Consider the following 15,205-nt stretch of genomic DNA (forward strand, 5'->3'; position numbering starts at 1 on the left):
TCCGCACGGAGAGGGCACCGGGCCCGGGCGACGGGACGGCCTGCGGGACTACAGCCCCGTGGCCTTGCGCAGCGCGTCCACGCGGTCCGTACGCTCCCAGGTGAAGTCCGGCAGCTCACGGCCGAAGTGGCCGTAGGCGGCGGTCTGGGCGTAGATCGGGCGCAGCAGGTCCAGGTCGCGGATGATCGCGGCGGGACGGAGGTCGAAGACCTCGTCGATCGCCCGCTCGATCTTCTCGGGCTCGACCTTGGCGGTGCCGAAGGTCTCCACGAACAGACCCACCGGCTCGGCCTTGCCGATCGCGTACGCGACCTGCACCTCGCAGCGGGCGGCCAAGCCGGCCGCGACCACGTTCTTGGCGACCCAGCGCATCGCGTACGCCGCCGAGCGGTCCACCTTGGACGGGTCCTTGCCGGAGAAGGCGCCGCCGCCATGGCGGGCCATGCCGCCGTAGGTGTCGATGATGATCTTCCGGCCGGTGAGGCCGGCGTCGCCCATCGGGCCGCCGATCTCGAAGCGGCCGGTCGGGTTCACCAGCAGCCGGTAGTTCTCGGTGTCGAGCTTGATGCCGTCCTCGAGCAGCGCCTTCAGCTCCGGCTCCACGACGAACTCGCGGATGTCGGGGGCGAGCAGCGACTCCAGGTCGATGTCGGAGGCGTGCTGCGAGGAGACGACCACGGTGTCCAGGCGGACCGCCTTGTCGCCGTCGTACTCGATGGTGACCTGGGTCTTGCCGTCCGGGCGCAGGTAGGGGATGGTCCCGTTCTTGCGCACGTCGGACAGGCGCTTGGAGAGCCGGTGGGCGAGGAAGATCGGCAGCGGCATCAGCGTCGGCGTCTCGTCCGTCGCGTAGCCGAACATCAGGCCCTGGTCGCCCGCGCCCTGCCGGTCCAGCTCGTCGTCGTCGCCCTCGACCCGGGTCTCGTACGCCGTGTCGACGCCCTGTGCGATGTCCGGGGACTGCGCGCCGATCGACACGGACACGCCGCAGGACGCGCCGTCGAAGCCCTTCTTCGAGGAGTCGTAGCCGATCTCCAGGATCTTGCTGCGCACCAGCGTCGCGATGTCCGCGTACGTCTTGGTGGTGACCTCGCCGGCCACGTGCACGAGGCCGGTGGTGATCAGGGTCTCGACGGCGACCCGGGAGGTCGGGTCCTCGCGGAGCAGCGCGTCGAGAATGGTGTCGCTGATCTGGTCAGCGATCTTGTCGGGGTGACCCTCGGTCACGGACTCCGAGGTGAACAGACGACGGGACACAATGCTCCCTGGGGTTGCAGCGGCTGCTGGCTGATCATGGGCGAACGGCGGGGGCTGCACCCGACGCCGTCCGTGGAACAGTTTATCGGTCGTACGTCGCCACGGGTCCCCCCGTCTCGCCTCGCGAGAGCGCTGTGACCTGCGGCACGGGCATTCTGCCCAGGCGGCGCGCGGTTCGCCAGAGGCGCCACCCCCCGGATGGGGGCATTCCGGGGATGCGGGTCATGGTTGAGCCATTCATGTGAGGCGCTCGGCGACGAGGTCCCAGACGGTGTCGGCGAGGGCCTCTTTCGGCCCGTGCGCCACGGGCGTCTCGCTGCCGTCGGCGCCCAGGACAAGGGCCTCGTTGGTCTCGGCGCCGAAGGTTTTCGCCTCTCCCACCTCGTTCACCACGAGGAGGTCGCACCCCTTGCGCTTCAGCTTGGCGCGGCCGTTGGCGAGCACGTCGTCGGTCTCCGCGGCGAAGCCGACGATCACCTGTCCGGGCCTCACCCGGTCGCCGGAGACCTCCGCGAGAATGTCCGGATTCCGTACCAGGGTGATGGGCTCGGGCTCCTGGTCGTCCTTCTTCTTGATCTTCCCGGCCGCGTAGACGGCGGGGCGGAAGTCGGCGACGGCGGCGGCCATCACGACCGCGTCGGCGTCGGCGGCGACGTCGAGGACGGCCTCGCGCAGCTCCACGGCCGTGCCGACGCGGACGACGTCCACGCCGGCCGGGTCGGGCAGCGCGGTGTTGGCGGCGATCAGGGTGACCCGGGCGCCGCGGGCGGCGGCGGTGCGGGCGAGGGCGTAGCCCTGCTTGCCGGAGGAGCGGTTGCCGAGGAAGCGGACCGGGTCGAGGGGCTCGCGGGTGCCTCCGGCGCTGACGACGACGTGCCGTCCGGCGAGGTCGGGGGCGGTGCCGCCGCGGGCCAGGACGCGACGGCAGACCTCGAAGATCTCGGCGGGGTCGGGCAGCCGGCCCTTGCCGGTGTCGACGCCGGTGAGGCGGCCCACGGCGGGCTCGACGACGACGGCGCCGCGGGCGCGCAGGGTGGCCACGTTCTCCTGGGTGGCCGGGTGCTCCCACATCTCCGTGTGCATGGCGGGGGCGAAGACCACCGGGCAGCGCGCGGTGAGGAGGGTGTTGGTGAGGAGGTCGTCGGCGAGGCCGTGGGCGGCCTTGGCGAGCATGTCGGCCGTGGCGGGCGCGACGACGACCAGGTCGGCGTGCTGTCCGATGCGGACGTGCGGCACCTCGTGGACGTCGGCCCAGACCTCCGTGGAGACCGGGTTGCCGGAGAGGGCGGACCAGGTGGCGGCGCCGACGAAGTGCAGCGCGGAGGCGGTGGGGACGACGCGCACGTCGTGTCCCGACTCGGTGAGCCGCCTCAGCAGCTCACAGGCCTTGTAGGCGGCGATGCCGCCGCTGACCCCCAGAACGACCTTCGGCTTGTCCACCGTCTCTCCCCGCACCTCGGAATGCTGCTGCCATCACCCATGAGACACCACAGGCCCGGCAGACGTGCTGCCGGGCCTGTGGAAAAGTCAGCTGCGAGCTGATGGTACGACGTACTGACCGATCACTGGTTGGGGCCGTCGACGGCCTCGGAGGTCAGCAGTCCCGCGTTGATCTCGCGCAGGGCGATCGACAGCGGCTTCTCGTGGACGTGGGTGTCGACGAGAGGGCCGACGTACTCGAGCAGGCCTTCGCCGAGCTGCGAGTAGTACGCGTTGATCTGGCGGGCCCGCTTGGCCGCGTAGATCACGAGGCTGTACTTCGAGTCCGTGGCCTCGAGGAGCTCGTCGATCGGCGGGTTGATGATGCCCTCGGGCGCGGAGATGGAAGAGGACACGCTCTACCTTCCGATGGATGGGAAAGATTCAGTCGTTCCGACCGGCGGACGGTCATCCACGGTCACACGACGTTCATCAAGGCTAGCAGCTCGCGCGCGACCTCCTCGACGGAGGTGTTGACCAGGGTCGTGTCGAACTCCGGCTCGGCCGCGAGCTCGGTCCGCGCGGCCTGAAGGCGGCGCTCGATGACCTCGGGCGACTCGGTGCCCCGGCCGGTGAGCCTGCGGACCAGCTCCTCCCAGGAGGGAGGGGCCAGGAACACCAGCTGGGCGTCGGCCATGGACTCGCGGACCTGCCGCGCGCCCTGGAGGTCGATCTCCAGGAGGACGGGCACACCGGCGTCCAGGTGCTCCAGCACGGCCGCGCGGGGCGTGCCGTAGCGGTTCCCCGCGAACTCGGCCCACTCCAGCAGCTCGCCGTTGGCGATCAGCTTGTCCATCTCCTCGTCGGTGACGAAGAAGTAGTGGACGCCGTGCTGCTCACCGGGGCGGGGCGTGCGGGTGGTCGCCGAGACGGAGAGCCAGACCTCGGGGTGTTCCTTGCGCATGTGCGCGACGACCGTGCTCTTGCCGACCCCGGAGGGGCCGGAGAGCACGGTCAGTCGCGGACGATCGTCCGGGGGTACGGGGGTCGCCCCCCGGGGTGTTGCAGCCATGCGGCGATTATTCCAGCAATCGCGGGGCGTCCGGGACGCCGGTCCCGGACCGCCCGTGCGTCAGGAGCCGGTGCTGCCGAACTCACGCTCCAGGGAGGCGATCTGGTTCGAACCGAGACCCCGCACGCGGCGGCTCTCGGAGATGCCCAGACGCTCCATGATCTGCTTGGCGCGGACCTTGCCCACGCCCGGCAGGGACTCGAGCAGGGCGGAGACCTTCATCTTGCCGATGACGTCGTTCTCCTGGCCCTGCTTGATGACCTCGTGCAGGGAGGCACCGGAGTGCTTGAGTCGATTCTTGACCTCGGCCCGCTCCCGGCGAGCCGCGGCGGCCTTTTCGAGCGCGGCTGCGCGCTGTTCAGGGGTAAGGGGCGGAAGAGCCACGCCTACGTCACCTCGGATGTCGAACTGTCGGATACGGACCGGTGAGGAACCTGGCGGCCCCACACCGGGGGAGCCACGAGCACCACGTGCGCGTTCTCCCCCACTGCCTGGTAAGGCGTGGGAGGTACCCCCACGCGTCGGAGACTAGCGGCCATCGCGCCCTGAGTCAGCGAGAACAGCGGAAAAGTCCTGGTCAGCCTCCGCCAGGCCGGACATTCCAGACATTTTTCCTCGGATTTTCTCGGATTTGAGGGTGTATCCAGAGTGCGACGACCTCGGAGTCCTCCCCCGGACCGCTCAGGCGGAGGTCACCGCGGCGCGGATCTCGTCCGCGAACCGCTCTGCGGCGTCACGCAGAGCGACCGCGTCGGGACCGTGGCGCAACACCCCGCGGCTGACGTTCGGCACGACGTTGCGCACCGCGCGCCCGAACACCGCCGGGAGGTCGGCCGGCGTCGCCCTCTGCGCCCCGATGCCCGGCGCGAGGATCGGCCCGCCCATGTCGAGGTCGTACGAGGAAAGGTCACCGAGCGTGGCGCCGACGACCGCGCCGAAGGAGCCGAGCGGATCCTCCCCCGCGTTCTCCAGCGCGAGGTGGCCGAGGACCGTCGCCCCGACCGTGCGCCCGTCGGCCCGCACCGCGTGCTGCACCTCGCCGCCCTCCGGGTTGGAGGTCAGTGCCAGCACGAACAGTCCGGCGCCGGACTCCCGGGCCAGCGCCACGGCGGGGCTCAGCGAGCCGTAGCCGAGGTACGGGGAGACGGTGAGCGCGTCGGAGAACAGCGGCGCGTCCTTGTGCAGGAACGCCTCCGCGTAGGCGGCCATGGTCGAGCCGATGTCGCCGCGCTTGGCGTCCATGACGACCAGCGCCCCGGCCTCCCGGGCCTCGCGAACGGTGGTCTCCAGCACGGCGAGGCCCCGCGAGCCGAACCGTTCGAAGAACGCGCTCTGCGGCTTGAGCACGGCGACCCGGTCGGCCACGGCCTCGACGACGGTGCGGCTGAAGCGCTCCAGGCCGTCGACGCCGTCGCCCAGCCCCCACTCGGACAGCAGGGAGGCGTGCGGGTCGATGCCCACGCACAGCGGGCCCCGCTCGTCCATCGCGCGGCGCAGCCGTGCGCCGAAGGGTTCCTGTCCGGTCATGCGGAGGTCCTCACGTCGGCGCCCACCGCGTCGGCGAGCGTGGCGTAGGGGCTGGTGCGCAGGCGCGCGGCGAGCCCCTTGTGGATGGAGCGGGCCCAGAAGGGACCCTGGTAGATGAAGGCGCTGTACCCCTGGACCAGCGTGGCACCGGCCAGGATGCGCTGCCAGGCGTCCTCGGCGTTCTCGACGCCGCCGACGCCGACCAGGGTGATCCGGTCGCCCACGCGCGCGTAGAGGCGGCGCAGCACCTCCAGGGAGCGTGCCTTGAGGGGCGCGCCGGACAGGCCGCCGGTCTCCTGGACCAGGGCGGGCGGGGAGGTCAGACCGAGGCCCTCGCGCGCGATGGTGGTGTTGGTGGCGATGATGCCGTCCAGGCCGAGGTCGACCGCGAGGTCGGCGACGGCGTCGACGTCCTCGTCGGCCAGGTCGGGGGCGATCTTCACCAGCAGCGGTACCCGGCGGGCCGGGACCGCGCGGTCGGCGGCCTCGCGCACGGCGGTGAGCAGCGGGCGGAGCTGGTCCACCGCCTGGAGGCTGCGCAGGCCCGGGGTGTTCGGGCTGGAGACGTTGACCACCAGGTAGTCGGCGTGGGGCGCGAGCCGCTCGGCGGACTTCACGTAGTCGGCGGCGGCCTCGGACTCGGGGACGACCTTGGTCTTGCCGATGTTGACGCCCACGACCGTCCGGAACACCGGCCTGCGGGAGGCCAGGCGGGCGGCGACGGCGAGCGAGCCGTCGTTGTTGAAGCCCATGCGGTTGATCAGCGCGCGGTCGGCGACCAGCCGGAACAGCCGCTTCCTGGGGTTGCCGGGCTGCGGCTCGCCGGTCACGGTGCCGATCTCGACGTGGTCGAAGCCGAGCATCGCCAGGCCGTCGATGCCGACGGCGTTCTTGTCGAAGCCGGCGGCCAGCCCGAAGGGGCTGTGCAGGCGCAGTCCGAGCGCCTCGGTGCGCAGCTCCGCGGAGCGCGGCGCGAGCACCGCGGCGACGAAGGTGCGCAGGACGGGGACGCGGGCGACGCGGCGGATCCACCGGAAGGCCAGGTGGTGGGCCTCCTCCGGGTCCATCCGGGAGAAGAGCAGGGTGAAGAGAATCCTGTACATGGTGTCCTCATGGAGAGGGGGACACCGTTTCCGGTGTCCCCCTTCGGGCTACTGGTCCTCGCGGGCCGCGGTGAGATGTTCCGCGTGTTCCTGGAGCGAGCGGACGCCCACGTCGCCCCGGTTGAGCGCGTCGATGCCCTGGACCGCGGCGGCGAGCGCCTGGACCGTGGTCAGGCAGGGCACCGAGCGGGCCACGGCCGCGGTGCGGATCTCGTAGCCGTCGAGCCGGCCGCCCGTGCCGTAGGGGGTGTTGACGATGAGGTCGACCTCGCCGTCGTGGATGAGCTGGACGATGGTCTTCTCGCCGTTCGGGCCGGTGCCCTCGAACTGCTTGCGCACCACGGTGGCCTTGATGCCGTTGCGCTTGAGGACCTCGGCGGTGCCGGAGGTGGCGAGCAGCTCGAAGCCGTGCGCCACCAGCTCACGCGCCGGGAAGATCATCGAGCGCTTGTCGCGGTTGGCGACCGAGATGAAGGCGCGGCCCTTGGTGGGCAGCGGGCCGTAGGCGCCGGCCTGCGACTTGGCGTACGCCGTGCCGAAGACGGAGTCGATGCCCATGACCTCGCCGGTGGAGCGCATCTCCGGGCCGAGGACGGTGTCGACGCCGCGGCCGTGGATGTCCCGGAAGCGGGACCACGGCATCACGGCCTCCTTGACGGAGATCGGCGCGTCCAGCGGCAGCTCGCCGCCGTCACCGGCGGCCGGGAGCAGGCCCTCGGCGCGCAGCTCGGCGATGGTGGCGCCGAGCGAGATGCGCGCGGCGGCCTTGGCGAGCGGCACCGCGGTCGCCTTCGAGGTGAAGGGGACGGTGCGGGAGGCGCGCGGGTTGGCCTCGAGGACGTAGAGGATGTCCCCGGCCAGGGCGAACTGGATGTTGATCAGTCCGCGCACGCCGACGCCGCGCGCGATGGCCTCGGTGGAGGCGCGCAGCCGCTTGATGTCGTGGCCGCCGAGGGTGATCGGAGGCAGGGCGCACGCCGAGTCGCCGGAGTGGATGCCGGCCTCCTCGATGTGCTCCATGACGCCGCCGAGGTAGAGCTCGGTGCCGTCGTAGAGGGCGTCGACGTCGATCTCGATGGCGTCGTCGAGGAAGCGGTCGACGAGGACCGGCCGGGAGGGGCTGATCTCGGTCGACTCGGCGATGTAGGCCTCCAGCCGGGTCTCGTCGTAGACGATCTCCATGCCGCGTCCGCCGAGCACGTAGGACGGGCGGACGAGGACCGGGTAGCCGATCTCGTCGGCGATGGCCTTGGCCTCGGCGAAGGTGGTGGCGGTGCCGTGCTTGGGGGCGGGCAGGCCGGCCTCCTTGAGCACGCGGCCGAAGGCGCCGCGGTCCTCGGCCGCGTGGATGGCCTCCGGGGAGGTGCCGACGACCGGTACGCCGTTGTCCTTGAGCGCCTGGGACAGGCCGAGCGGGGTCTGCCCGCCGAGCTGGACGATCACGCCGGCGACCGGGCCGGCCTGCCGCTCGGCGTGGACGATCTCCAGGACGTCCTCCAGGGTGAGCGGCTCGAAGTAGAGCCGGTCGGAGGTGTCGTAGTCGGTGGAGACGGTCTCCGGGTTGCAGTTGACCATCACGGTCTCGTAGCCGGCGTCGCTCAGCGCGAAGGAGGCGTGGACGCAGGAGTAGTCGAACTCGATGCCCTGGCCGATGCGGTTGGGGCCGGAGCCCAGGATGATCACGGCGGGCTTCTCGCGGGGCGCGACCTCGGTCTCCTCGTCGTAGGAGGAGTAGAAGTACGGCGTCTGCGCGGCGAACTCGGCGGCGCAGGTGTCGACCGTCTTGTAGACCGGGCGGATGCCGAGCGCGTGCCGCACCTCGCGGACGACGTCCTCGCGCAGGCCGCGGATCTCGCCGATCTGCTGGTCGGAGAAGCCGTGCCGCTTGGCCTCGGCGAGCAGGTCGGGGGTCAGCTCGCGGGCGGCGGCCAGCTCGTCGGCGGTCTCCTTGATGAGGAAGAGCTGGTCGACGAACCACGGGTCGATCTTCGTGGCCTCGAAGACCTCCTCGGGGGTGGCGCCCGCGCGGATGGCTTGCATGACGGCGTTGATGCGGCCGTCGGTGGGGCGGACCGCCTCGCGCAGCAGCTCGGCCTTGTCGCCGGGCTCGCCGGTGAAGGTGAACTGGCTGCCCTTCTTCTCCAGTGAGCGCAGCGCCTTCTGGAACGCCTCGGTGAAGTTGCGGCCGATGGCCATGGCCTCGCCGACCGACTTCATGGTGGTGGTCAGCGTGGAGTCGGCCTGCGGGAACTTCTCGAAGGCGAACCGGGGGGCCTTGACGACCACGTAGTCGAGCGTCGGCTCGAAGGAGGCCGGGGTCTCCTGGGTGATGTCGTTGGGGATCTCGTCGAGGGTGTAGCCGACGGCGAGCTTGGCGGCGATCTTGGCGATGGGGAAGCCGGTCGCCTTGGAGGCGAGCGCCGAGGAGCGGGAGACGCGCGGGTTCATCTCGATGACGATGACCCGGCCGTCCTCGGGGTTCACCGCGAACTGGATGTTGCAGCCGCCGGTGTCGACGCCGACCTCGCGGATGACGGCGATGCCGATGTCGCGCAGGATCTGGTACTCGCGGTCGGTGAGCGTCATCGCGGGGGCGACGGTGATCGAGTCGCCGGTGTGCACGCCCATCGGGTCGAAGTTCTCGATGGAGCAGACGACCACGACGTTGTCGTGCTTGTCGCGCATCAGCTCCAGCTCGTACTCCTTCCAGCCGAGGATGGACTCCTCCAGGAGCACCTCGGTGGTCGGCGAGAGGGTCAGGCCCTGCCCGGCGATGCGGCGCAGCTCCTCCTCGTCGTGGGCGAAGCCGGAGCCGGCGCCGCCCATGGTGAAGGAGGGGCGGACGACGACCGGGTAGCCGCCGAGCTCCTCGACGCCCTTGAGGACGTCGTCCATGGAGTGGCAGATGAAGGAGCGGGCTGACTCGCCGTGGCCAATCTTGGCGCGGACGGCCTCCACCACCTCCTTGAACTGGTCGCGGTCCTCGCCCTTGTGGATCGCCTCGACGTTGGCGCCGATCAGCTCGACGCCGTACTTGTCGAGGACGCCGTTCTCGTGCAGGGAGATCGCCGTGTTGAGGGCCGTCTGGCCGCCCAGGGTGGGCAGCAGGGCGTCCGGCTGCTCCTTGGCGATGATCTTCTCGACGAACTCGGGCGTGATCGGCTCGACGTAGGTCGCGTCGGCGATCTCCGGGTCGGTCATGATCGTCGCCGGGTTGGAGTTGACCAGGATCACGCGCAGGCCCTCGGCCTTGAGCACGCGGCACGCCTGGGTGCCGGAGTAGTCGAACTCCGCGGCCTGGCCGATGACGATCGGGCCGGAGCCGATGACCAGGACGGACTGGATATCGGTGCGCTTAGGCACGCTGGCCCTCCATCAGGGAGACGAAGCGGTCGAACAGGTAGGCGGCGTCGTGCGGGCCCGCGGCCGCTTCGGGGTGGTACTGGACGCTGAAGGCCGGGCGGTCGAGCAGCCGGAGGCCCTCCACCACGTTGTCGTTGAGGCAGACGTGGGACACCTCGGCGCGGCCGAACGGGGTGTCGGAGACCGTGTCGAGCGGGGCGTCGACGGCGAAGCCGTGGTTGTGCGCGGTGACCTCGACCTTGCCGGTGCCGCGGTCCTGCACCGGCTGGTTGATGCCGCGATGGCCGTACTTCAGCTTGTAGGTGCCGAAGCCGAGGGCGCGGCCGAGGATCTGGTTGCCGAAGCAGATCCCGAAGAGCGGGGTGCCACGCTCCAGGACCGCCCGCATCAGGGCGACCGGGTGGTCGGCGGTGGCGGGGTCGCCGGGGCCGTTGGAGAAGAATACGCCGTCCGGGTTCACCGCGTACACCTCGTCGACGGACGCGGTGGCGGGCAGCACGTGCACCTCGATGCCGCGCTCGGCCATGCGGTACGGGGTCATGCCCTTGATGCCGAGGTCGACGGCGGCGACGGTGAACTTCGTCTCGCCCTGCGCGGGGACGACGTAGGTCTCCTTGGTGGCCACCTCGGCGGAGAGGTCGGCGCCCGTCATCTCGGGGGCCTGGCGGACCTCGGCGAGCATGGTGCCCTCGTCGGGCAGGGCGTTGCCGGAGAAGATGCCGACGCGCATGGCGCCGCGCTCGCGCAGGTGGCGGGTGAGGGCGCGGGTGTCGACGCCGCTGATGCCGACGACGCCCTGGGCGGCCAGCTCCTCGTCGAGGGTGCGGCGGGAGCGCCAGCTGGACGGCACGCGCGCGGGGTCGCGCACGACGTACCCGGAGACCCAGATCCGCTTCGACTCGGCGTCCTCGTCGTTGACGCCGGTGTTGCCGACGTGCGGGGCGGTCATCACCACGACCTGGCGGTGGTACGACGGGTCGGTGAGGGTCTCCTGGTAGCCGGTCATGCCGGTGGAGAACACCGCTTCGCCGAAGGTCTCCCCCACCGCCCCGTAGGCACGGCCGCGGAAGATCCGGCCGTCCTCCAGGACGAGTACGGCGGGAACCCTGGCGGCTCCCCTGGTGGAGGTTGTCATCGTGCGCCTTCCGTCTTGTTGATCATGTTCGTGAGGGCCTCGACCCACTCGGTGTGCTCCGCCGCGTGGTCGGAGCGGAAGCCGGAGTCGATGAGCCGGTCGCCGTGCTGCCAGGTGACCACCAGCAGGCCGCCCTCGGTGAGGACCTTGCCGGCGATGCCCTTGTCGAGCCGGGCCTCGCGCAGGGCGCCCGCCGGGACGAAGAAGTCGTCCGCGCCGGGGCGCACGACGTCCAGTCCGGCGTCGCTGAGCGTCAGCTCGGCACGGCTGCGGGTGCCCAGTCCGTGCGCCACGATGCGGTCCAGCCACTGCCCCGCGGTGGTCGAGCCGTGGTAGCGGCCGCTCATGGTCAGTGTCGCCGGTCCGGGGTCGTCCGGCGCGCTCGGCAGCTCGGGCAGGTCGCTCTGGAGCGTGCCGCGCCACTTCCAGCCCTCGCGCATCAGCCAGTAGACGAGCGCGACGAAGAGGGCGAGGCCGACGACCCAGCCGATCCGGGCGGCCCAGTCGGTCACTTCCGCCGATTCCTTCTCGGCGGCCAGCAGGATTACCGGTGCTGCAGATGTCACGTGAGCTTCCCGTCGACGAGCGTGGCCTTGCCCCGGAGCCAGGTGTGGGTGACACGGCCCGGCAGCTCGCGGCCCTCGTAGGGCGTGTTGCGGCTGCGCGAGGCGAAGCCCGCGGGGTCCACAGGGCCACGGTATGCCGTGTCGACGAGGGTGAGGTTGGCGGGCTCACCTGCCGAGACGGGGCGGCCGTGGCCCTCGGCGCGTCCGATGCGCGCGGGCGCGTGGGACATGCGGTCGGCGACGCCGGCCCAGTCCAGCAGGCCCGTGTCCACCATCGTCTCCTGGACCACCGACAGCGCGGTCTCCAGGCCGACCATGCCCATGGCGGCCGCGGCCCACTCGCAGTCCTTGTCCTCGTGCGGGTGCGGGGCGTGGTCGGTGGCGACGATGTCGATGGTGCCGTCGGCGAGCGCCTCGCGCAGGGCCAGCACGTCGCGCTCGGTGCGCAGCGGCGGGTTGACCTTGTAGACCGGGTTGTACGACCGGACCAGCTCGTCGGTGAGGAGCAGGTGGTGCGGGGTGACCTCGGCGGTGACGCGGATGCCGCGGGACTTGGCCCAGCGGACGATCTCCACGGAGCCGGCGGTCGACAGGTGGCAGATGTGGACGCGGGAGCCGACGTGGTCGGCGAGCAGCACGTCGCGGGCGATGACCGACTCCTCGGCGACGGCCGGCCAGCCGCCGAGGCCCAGCTCGGCGGAGACGACGCCCTCGTTCATCTGGGCGCCCTCGGTGAGCCGGGGCTCCTGGGCGTGCTGGGCGACGACGCCGTCGAAGGCCTTCACGTACTCCAGGGCGCGGCGCATGATCACGGCGTCGTGGACGCACTTGCCGTCGTCGGAGAAGACGGTGACGCCGGCCGCGGACTCGTGCATGGCGCCCAGCTCGGCGAGCTTGCGCCCCTCCAGGCCGACGGTGACGGCGCCGATCGGCCGCACGTCGCAGTAGCCGTGCTCCTTGCCGAGCCGCCAGACCTGCTCGACGACGCCGGCGGTGTCGGCCACGGGGAAGGTGTTGGCCATGGCGAACACGGCGGTGTAGCCGCCGCTCGCGGCGGCGCGGGTGCCGGTGAGGACGGTCTCGGAGTCCTCGCGGCCGGGCTCGCGCAGATGGGTGTGCAGGTCGACCAGGCCCGGCAGCAGCACCTTGCCGGCGGCCTCGACGACCTCCGCGCCCTCGGCGGAGAGGCCGGCGCCGACCTGGATGATCGTTTCGCCGTCGATCAGGACGTCCTGCGGCTCGCCGCCGAGCACCTTCGCACCACGGATCAGGGTCTTGCTCATCGTTCCTACTTCTCCTCGGTGGTGGTACGGGCGGGGGTGACGGCGGGTTCGTTGCCGCCCAGCAGCAGGTAGAGGACGGCCATCCGGATGGACACGCCGTTGGCGACCTGTTCGACGACGGTGCAGCGGTCGGAGTCGGCGACCTCGGCGGTGATCTCCATGCCACGGACCATGGGCCCGGGGTGCATGACGATCGCGTGCTCCGGCATCCGCGCCATGCGGTCGCCGTCGAGGCCGTAGCGGCGGGAGTACTCGCGCTCGGTGGGGAAGAACGCGGCGTTCATCCGCTCGCGCTGGACGCGCAGCATCATCACCGCGTCGGACTTGGGCAGCGTGGAGTCGAGGTCGTAGGAGACCTCGCAGGGCCAGGTCTCGACGCCGACCGGGAGCAGGGTGGGCGGGGCGACGAGGGTGACCTCGGCGCCGAGGGTGTGCAGCAGGTCGACGTTGGAACGGGCGACGCGGCTGTGCAGGACGTCGCCGACGAGGGTGATGCGGCGGCCGTTCAGGTCGTGGCCGAGCCCGGCGTCCCGGCCGACGAGCCGGCGGCGCATCGTGAACGCGTCGAGCAGCGCCTGGGTGGGGTGCTGGTGGGTGCCGTCGCCCGCGTTGATGACGTGGGCGTCGATCCAGCCGGAGGTGGCGAGCCGGTAGGGGGCGCCGGAGGCGCCGTGCCGGATGACGACCGCGTCGACGCCCATGGCCTCCAGGGTCTGGGCGGTGTCCTTGAGGGACTCGCCCTTGGAGACGCTGGAGCCCTTGGCGGAGAAGTTGATGACGTCCGCGGACAGCCGCTTCTCGGCGGCCTCGAAGGAGATCCGGGTGCGGGTGGAGTCCTCGAAGAAGAGGTTGACGACGGTACGGCCGCGCAGGGTGGGGAGTTTCTTGATCGGCCGGTCGGCCACCCGGGCCATCTCCTCGGCGGTGTCGAGGATGAGGACGGCGTCGTCGCGGGTGAGGTCGGCGGCCGAGATGAGATGACGCTGCATCTGTCAGGCTCCGTAAAGGCAGTTCAATGAGGCGAAATCGGGCAGACGGGTACGCGCGAGGGCGTGCCGCGCCGGCGCACGCCCGTCCGGCGTGCGCTTCGCGGTGCTACTGGGGGGTCTGCTTGGCGCCGAGCAGCACGGTGTCGCGGCCGTCCTCCTCGGCGAGCAGGACCTTGACCGTCTCCCGCAGCGACGTGGGGAGGTTCTTGCCGACGTAGTCGGCGCGGATGGGCAGTTCGCGGTGGCCGCGGTCGACGAGCACGGCCAGCTGGACCGCTCGGGGGCGGCCGATGTCGTTCAGCGCGTCGAGGGCGGCGCGGATGGTGCGGCCGGAGAAGAGCACGTCGTCGACGAGGACGACCAGGCGGCCGTCGATGCCGTCACCGGGGATCTCGGTGCGGGCCAGCGCGCGCGGCGGCTGCATGCGCAGGTCGTCGCGGTACATGGTGATGTCGAGGGAGCCGACCGGGACCTTGCGCTCGGTGATCTGCTCGAGCTTGTCGGCGAGCCGCCGGGCGAGGAAGACGCCCCGGGTCGGGATGCCGAGGAGCACCACGTCGTCGGCGCCCTTGGCGCGTTCGACGATCTCGTGGGCGATGCGGGTCATGACCCGGGCGATGTCGGGGGCCTCGAGAACGGGCCGTGCGTCCGTGCCCGACGGGGGCGGCGGTTGCGGGTCGTGCGTGTCCATACGAAACGGACCTCCTTCTCCGCCTCACGGGACGGACCTTAAAGGACGTCGGATTGCGTTCCTCAGGCTAGCAGGTCGGTTTCCGGCCGCAGCGACACCCCCGATCACCCGGATGGAGCAACCGATCTTCGCTACCACGGAAGAGTCGGTGTGGACCATTCGGCTTGACGCACGAGAGTAACGCTGCGTAACCTCACAGTGAGTTACCAGCCGCGCGGCATGGAATCCAGCCATCCGCGTCGACACAGTGCCGGGGAGCTATATGTCCAGCGAATACGCCAAACAGCTCGGGGCCAAGCTCCGGGCGATCCGCACCCAGCAGGGCCTTTCCCTCCACGGTGTCGAGGAGAAGTCCCAGGGCCGCTGGAAGGCGGTCGTGGTCGGTTCGTACGAGCGCGGCGACCGCGCCGTGACCGTGCAGCGCCTTGCGGAGCTGGCGGACTTCTACGGCGTCCCGGTGCAGGAGCTGCTGCCGGGCACGACCCCGGGCGGCGCCGCCGAGCCGCCGCCGAAGCTGGTCCTGGACCTGGAGCGGCTGGCCACGGTGCCGGCCGAGAAGGCGGGCCCGCTCCAGCGGTACGCGGCGACGATCCAGTCGCAGCGCGGCGACTACAACGGCAAGGTGCTGTCGATCCGCCAGGACGACCTGCGCACGCTCGCCGTGATCTACGACCAGTCGCCGTCGGTCCTGACCGAGCAGCTGATCAGCTGGGGCGTGCTGGACGCGGACGCGCGCCGTGCGGTGGCGTCCCACGAGGACGCGTAGGCGCTCCGCGGGGGCGCAGAAACGTGCCGCCGGG

14 protein-coding genes are annotated in these 15,205 nt (G+C 71.2%); 1 reads left to right on the plus strand and 13 read right to left on the minus strand.

Features of this window, described 5'->3' with window-relative positions:
• Nucleotides 1-48 precede the first annotated feature (48 nt).
• From metK to pyrR, 13 genes are all read right to left on the minus strand, one after another.
• Nucleotides 49-1,257 carry a methionine adenosyltransferase gene (metK, locus tag ACFOSY_RS25870; protein WP_394311078.1) on the minus strand — a complete coding sequence of 403 codons (1,209 nt, stop codon included), beginning with the start codon at nucleotides 1,255-1,257 and terminating at the stop codon, nucleotides 49-51.
• 237 nt (nucleotides 1,258-1,494) lie between these two features.
• On the minus strand, nucleotides 1,495-2,697 hold the full coding sequence (gene coaBC, locus ACFOSY_RS25875) for a bifunctional phosphopantothenoylcysteine decarboxylase/phosphopantothenate--cysteine ligase CoaBC (RefSeq protein WP_394311080.1): 1,203 nt from the start codon (nucleotides 2,695-2,697) through the stop codon (nucleotides 1,495-1,497).
• 122 nt (nucleotides 2,698-2,819) lie between these two features.
• Complete coding sequence (gene rpoZ / locus ACFOSY_RS25880; protein WP_006131222.1) at nucleotides 2,820-3,092, minus strand: DNA-directed RNA polymerase subunit omega; 273 nt, start codon at nucleotides 3,090-3,092, stop codon at nucleotides 2,820-2,822.
• A gap of 62 nt (nucleotides 3,093-3,154) precedes the next feature.
• Complete coding sequence (gmk, locus tag ACFOSY_RS25885) at nucleotides 3,155-3,748, minus strand: guanylate kinase (RefSeq protein WP_225655373.1); 594 nt, start codon at nucleotides 3,746-3,748, stop codon at nucleotides 3,155-3,157.
• A gap of 60 nt (nucleotides 3,749-3,808) precedes the next feature.
• Nucleotides 3,809-4,132, minus strand: coding sequence for an integration host factor (locus ACFOSY_RS25890; RefSeq protein ID WP_003977346.1), 324 nt, complete (start codon nucleotides 4,130-4,132; stop codon nucleotides 3,809-3,811).
• Between the two features lie 297 nt (nucleotides 4,133-4,429).
• Entirely contained in the window at nucleotides 4,430-5,275 is an 846-nt protein-coding gene (gene pyrF / locus ACFOSY_RS25895) for an orotidine-5'-phosphate decarboxylase (protein ID WP_394311083.1), read from the minus strand.
• Nucleotides 5,272-6,378, minus strand: coding sequence for a quinone-dependent dihydroorotate dehydrogenase (locus tag ACFOSY_RS25900; RefSeq protein WP_394311085.1), 1,107 nt, complete (start codon nucleotides 6,376-6,378; stop codon nucleotides 5,272-5,274). The genes pyrF and ACFOSY_RS25900 overlap by 4 nt, the downstream gene beginning before the upstream one ends.
• Before the next feature lie 48 nt (nucleotides 6,379-6,426).
• Nucleotides 6,427-9,741 (minus strand): carbamoyl-phosphate synthase large subunit, encoded by a 3,315-nt coding sequence (carB, locus tag ACFOSY_RS25905; protein WP_394311098.1) that lies wholly within the window; start codon nucleotides 9,739-9,741, stop codon nucleotides 6,427-6,429.
• Complete coding sequence (gene carA / locus ACFOSY_RS25910; protein WP_394311101.1) at nucleotides 9,734-10,876, minus strand: glutamine-hydrolyzing carbamoyl-phosphate synthase small subunit; 1,143 nt, start codon at nucleotides 10,874-10,876, stop codon at nucleotides 9,734-9,736. Before carA ends, carB begins: the two co-directional genes overlap by 8 nt.
• Nucleotides 10,873-11,442 carry a PH-like domain-containing protein gene (locus ACFOSY_RS25915; protein ID WP_394311103.1) on the minus strand — a complete coding sequence of 190 codons (570 nt, stop codon included), beginning with the start codon at nucleotides 11,440-11,442 and terminating at the stop codon, nucleotides 10,873-10,875. The genes carA and ACFOSY_RS25915 overlap by 4 nt, the downstream gene beginning before the upstream one ends.
• On the minus strand, nucleotides 11,439-12,725 hold the full coding sequence (locus tag ACFOSY_RS25920; protein ID WP_394311105.1) for a dihydroorotase: 1,287 nt from the start codon (nucleotides 12,723-12,725) through the stop codon (nucleotides 11,439-11,441). Before ACFOSY_RS25920 ends, ACFOSY_RS25915 begins: the two co-directional genes overlap by 4 nt.
• Nucleotides 12,726-12,730: 5 nt before the next feature.
• Entirely contained in the window at nucleotides 12,731-13,714 is a 984-nt protein-coding gene (locus ACFOSY_RS25925) for an aspartate carbamoyltransferase catalytic subunit (RefSeq protein ID WP_394311107.1), read from the minus strand.
• A gap of 106 nt (nucleotides 13,715-13,820) precedes the next feature.
• A complete protein-coding gene (gene pyrR / locus ACFOSY_RS25930; RefSeq protein WP_369155053.1) occupies nucleotides 13,821-14,405 on the minus strand; it encodes a bifunctional pyr operon transcriptional regulator/uracil phosphoribosyltransferase PyrR in 585 nt (194 codons plus the stop codon).
• Nucleotides 14,406-14,667: 262 nt separating this feature from the next.
• On the opposite strand from pyrR, the gene bldD reads away from it, so the two are divergent.
• Nucleotides 14,668-15,171, plus strand: a complete 504-nt coding sequence (bldD, locus tag ACFOSY_RS25935; protein ID WP_006131213.1) for a transcriptional regulator BldD — start codon at nucleotides 14,668-14,670, stop codon at nucleotides 15,169-15,171.
• Nucleotides 15,172-15,205 lie beyond the last annotated feature (34 nt).

Source organism: Streptomyces lusitanus (genome assembly GCF_042647945.1).
In the GTDB taxonomy this organism is placed as follows: Bacteria; Actinomycetota; Actinomycetes; order Streptomycetales; family Streptomycetaceae; genus Streptomyces; species Streptomyces pseudogriseolus.

What these genes read in the sequence shown, in the direction of transcription:
- ACFOSY_RS25900 (WP_394311085.1), bottom strand. Translation starts at nt 6,378, where the DNA reads ATGTACAGGATTCTCTTCACCCTGCTCTTCTCCCGGATGGACCCGGAG.
- ACFOSY_RS25925 (WP_394311107.1), bottom strand. Translation starts at nt 13,714, where the DNA reads ATGCAGCGTCATCTCATCTCGGCCGCCGACCTCACCCGCGACGACGCC.
- gmk (WP_225655373.1), bottom strand. Translation starts at nt 3,748, where the DNA reads ATGGCTGCAACACCCCGGGGGGCGACCCCCGTACCCCCGGACGATCGT.
- bldD (WP_006131213.1), top strand. Translation starts at nt 14,668, where the DNA reads ATGTCCAGCGAATACGCCAAACAGCTCGGGGCCAAGCTCCGGGCGATC.
- pyrF (WP_394311083.1), bottom strand. Translation starts at nt 5,275, where the DNA reads ATGACCGGACAGGAACCCTTCGGCGCACGGCTGCGCCGCGCGATGGAC.
- pyrR (WP_369155053.1), bottom strand. Translation starts at nt 14,405, where the DNA reads ATGGACACGCACGACCCGCAACCGCCGCCCCCGTCGGGCACGGACGCA.
- ACFOSY_RS25920 (WP_394311105.1), bottom strand. Translation starts at nt 12,725, where the DNA reads ATGAGCAAGACCCTGATCCGTGGTGCGAAGGTGCTCGGCGGCGAGCCG.
- carA (WP_394311101.1), bottom strand. Translation starts at nt 10,876, where the DNA reads ATGACAACCTCCACCAGGGGAGCCGCCAGGGTTCCCGCCGTACTCGTC.